We start from the raw sequence: 2,884 nt of genomic DNA on the forward strand, positions 1-2,884 counted from the left end.
GCGCATGCGGAACGCCGAGCGGGTGTAGTGCGCGGACTGGCGGCCGGTGCGGCTCTTGAACCTCGGATACTTCGCGCGTCCCGCAAAAAAGTTGGTGAACGCGGTGTGCTGGTGTCGCAGTGCCTGCTGGAGCGGCACGCTCGACACCTCCGACAGGAACGCCAGATCCTCGGTTTTCTTCCACTCCGTGAGCGCAGCGTCGGTCTCTTTGTAGGAGGTGCGTTTTCCCTCGGTCGGTCGGGTCGCGGAGCGACCCACCTGGTGCAGGGCTGCGGAGCCAGAGCATCGCACCGCATAGGAGGTGGGCTCCAGGTCCGTCACGGTCAACAGCGTCCTGCCCGGCCTGACCCGTACCGACGTCATGGCCACCGTGCCCCCGCACGTCGTCGACGACGCCAAGGCCCGCACACCGCTGGGCCGCCTGGGCGAACCGGCCGACATCGCCGACGTCGTCGCGTTCCTGGCCTCCGACGCCGCCCGCTGGATCACCGGCCAGACCATCAACGCCGCCGGAGGCATGATCTAAGGAGGCCGGATGGTGCACAGGCTGGTGCGGAGGGGGCTCTCGACCCGCCGTCCGGTGAAGGCCCGAGGTTAGTGCGGGACGGCCGGTTGCTCTACGTACGGGCGTAGGGCTTCGGTGAGGGCCTCGTAGTCGGCGGACGAGCCGACGGTGCCGGGGACGGACGGCTCGTAGCCGGGGGCGTACCGCTCCAGGATGCTGTACGGGCACTCGCCGGTGTCGCCGACGCGGAACTGCCCGACCGCCTCGGACGTCCTCGCCTCGAACACGCGGACGGTGTACTCCGTTCGCATCAACCGGCGTTCGTTGCCGCCCGTGTACTCGCAGGTTCGCACGTATTGGTCGGTCGACCGCGAATAGGTGCAGGCGACGAGTTGGATCGACGACTCGTCGCCCGATCGCCACGCGGCGGGCACGCCCGTCGGGTTGGGCTCCAGGAGGACGGGGTGCGGGCCCGGGCCCTCGTAGGGGGCCGGGTCCGCTTCGAGGTCGAGGGGTCCGGGGGTGCCGGTGACGTCGGCGGGGCACAGGTCCGCGAGGGTGTCCGGCGGGGCGGTGAACCGTCCGATCAGCGTGATTCCGCCGAGGACGGCGCACACGCCGATGCCGAGGACGGCGAACGCGATCTTGTCTGATCTGCGCATGGGCCTACGCGGGCGAGACCTTGACGACGGCTTCGCCGTCCTTGATCCCTAGGGCTTCGATCGAGACGTTCTGGAGTTGGTTCCGCACGTCGACGGTTCCGGTGGTGGAGAAGGAACCGCTGTCCCCGTCCGTCGACTCGAAGGTCACGGTGTCTTCCTCGACGGTGACCTTGATCGGGGTCATGCCGAACCGGTCGTCGAGGGGGATCTCGTCCCCGGTGGTGATCCGGACGGTGCAGTCCGCGTCGGTGCACGCGGTGAGGTCGTCGCCGTCCGCGGCCTCGGGCAGGGACGCCCCGCCGCAGGCGGTGAGGAGGAGCGGGAGGAGTGTGATCAGGAGGAGCGTTCTGACGATTCTCATGGCTGCCCGACGTGTTCGATTGCGTTGACGCGAGGGAGCGTGGCAGTTCGGGGGCGGGACCGGTCCCGGGTTGGGTCAGGCAGTGTTGGGTTCCAGGAGGATGAGGTCCGACTGGACGAGCGTGGCGTTGGTGAGCAGCACGGTGATCAGGTTGTGGTTGAGCGCGTTGCCGATCGGCGACGGGATCTCCTCCTCGCGGAGGCCCGGGTAGATCGGGCTGAGCCGCTTGCGCACCTTCTCGACGACGCGCGCGGCGCGCTTGTCGTTCCACCCCTCGTCCGGACGGACGCGGTTCAGCTCCTCGGTGACCTGCGCCCACGTGAGCGGCTGCGGGTTCGGGATCTGCGCGAGGTAGCGGCGGGCCAGGCAGGTGAGGACGAGACGTTCGACGTCGTCCTTCAGCGCGCGGCCTTCGAGCTGGGCGCGGGTGTCTTCCGGTGCCACGCCGTCCGGGTCGACGGTGCCGAGTTCGTGCTGGTCGTCCGGGTCGCGGGAGGGCTGGGTGGCGATGCGCGTTTCGAGGAGGTGCTCCTGGTTCGGGCCGATGATGAACAGGGGTGTGTAGGACGTCGGGAGTTCGGCTTCGTGGCCGCCGAGCACGAGGCGGTCGGGGAAGCGGATCGCGCGCTTGCCGGTGTTGTAGAGCATCCAGCGCGTGCCGTCGTGGCGGATGAGGCCGTGTTTGCGGCTGACGTGCTGGTCGTTCGCGCCGACGCAGACGTGGACCTCCGGCTCGCACCGTCCGAAGATCACCGTGAATCCGGCGTCCGGGGCGACCCGCATGCCGCCCTTCGGGCCCTGGACGAACAGCGTCCCGGGGGCCGCGGGCGGGAGCCCGTAGGCGAGGCTGCCGCCGCCCGCGGGCAGAATGTCGACCTTTCGAGTGGACGAGGTCAGCGTCATCGTTCGTCCTCCAAGTCTCGGTTTCAGAGGGAGCCGCCGACGCGGGCCGTCCCGACGCCGCCCACCGTTCCCGCCGCGCCGGGGTACCCCTCCACGCCGGCTTGGAGGTGGAGCGTGCCGCTTCCGCCGTTGTTCACTTCCAGCTCGTAGACGGTTCGCGGGACGGTGACGGGGACGGGCACCGACGCCCGCCACGGCAGTTCGACGTTCTCCACCGTCGTCGACTCGCCGTTCACCGTGTAGGTCAGCGACTCGACCTCCCCGTCGCCCCTGACGGAGAACTCGATCTCGCCGACCGGTGACGGGGACGCGCCGGTCGCCGGGACGGTCGTGGACGGCGCGGCGGGCGCGGCGGCCGCGGGTTCCGTGCCGGAGTCGCGCCCCAGGAACCAGACGGCGGCGAACCGCGGCGACCGCCAGCGCGTGCGCGACGAGCAGCGACGGGCGCGGCGG

At 70.2% G+C, this 2,884-nt stretch carries 5 protein-coding genes and 1 pseudogene; 1 reads left to right on the plus strand and 5 read right to left on the minus strand.

Going from position 1 to position 2,884, the window contains the following annotated elements:
* Window positions 1–267 (minus strand): annotated as a pseudogene (locus tag BJF79_RS35960) (RNA-guided endonuclease TnpB family protein); the annotation flags it as partial.
* Between the two features lie 34 nt (window positions 268–301).
* On the opposite strand from BJF79_RS35960, the gene BJF79_RS35965 reads away from it, so the two are divergent.
* Window positions 302–526, plus strand: coding sequence for an SDR family oxidoreductase (locus tag BJF79_RS35965; protein WP_075904123.1), 225 nt, complete (start codon window positions 302–304; stop codon window positions 524–526).
* A gap of 68 nt (window positions 527–594) precedes the next feature.
* On the opposite strand, the gene BJF79_RS35970 is transcribed toward BJF79_RS35965, so the two are convergent.
* The 4 genes from BJF79_RS35970 to BJF79_RS56360 form a co-directional block, all read right to left on the minus strand.
* Window positions 595–1,167, minus strand: a complete 573-nt coding sequence (locus BJF79_RS35970) for a hypothetical protein (RefSeq protein ID WP_075904125.1) — start codon at window positions 1,165–1,167, stop codon at window positions 595–597.
* A 4-nt stretch (window positions 1,168–1,171) separates the two neighbouring features.
* The gene (locus tag BJF79_RS35975; protein ID WP_075904127.1) at window positions 1,172–1,528 is read right to left on the minus strand and encodes a hypothetical protein; all 357 of its coding nucleotides are present in this window, start codon (window positions 1,526–1,528) and stop codon (window positions 1,172–1,174) included.
* 75 nt (window positions 1,529–1,603) lie between these two features.
* A complete protein-coding gene (locus BJF79_RS35980; RefSeq protein ID WP_075904129.1) occupies window positions 1,604–2,431 on the minus strand; it encodes an FHA domain-containing protein in 828 nt (275 codons plus the stop codon).
* 23 nt (window positions 2,432–2,454) lie between these two features.
* Window positions 2,455–2,884 (minus strand): hypothetical protein (locus BJF79_RS56360; protein ID WP_262403069.1); only part of this gene is annotated, 430 nt, incomplete at its 5' end.

Origin of the sequence: Actinomadura sp. CNU-125 (assembly GCF_001942465.1) — a bacterium.
Classification (GTDB): Bacteria; Actinomycetota; Actinomycetes; order Streptosporangiales; family Streptosporangiaceae; genus Spirillospora.

Bases quoted from the DNA above. Each gene is read 5' to 3' on its own strand.
- BJF79_RS35980 (WP_075904129.1), bottom strand. From the start codon at position 2,431: ATGACGCTGACCTCGTCCACTCGAAAGGTCGACATTCTGCCCGCGGGC.
- BJF79_RS35975 (WP_075904127.1), bottom strand. From the start codon at position 1,528: ATGAGAATCGTCAGAACGCTCCTCCTGATCACACTCCTCCCGCTCCTC.
- BJF79_RS35970 (WP_075904125.1), bottom strand. From the start codon at position 1,167: ATGCGCAGATCAGACAAGATCGCGTTCGCCGTCCTCGGCATCGGCGTG.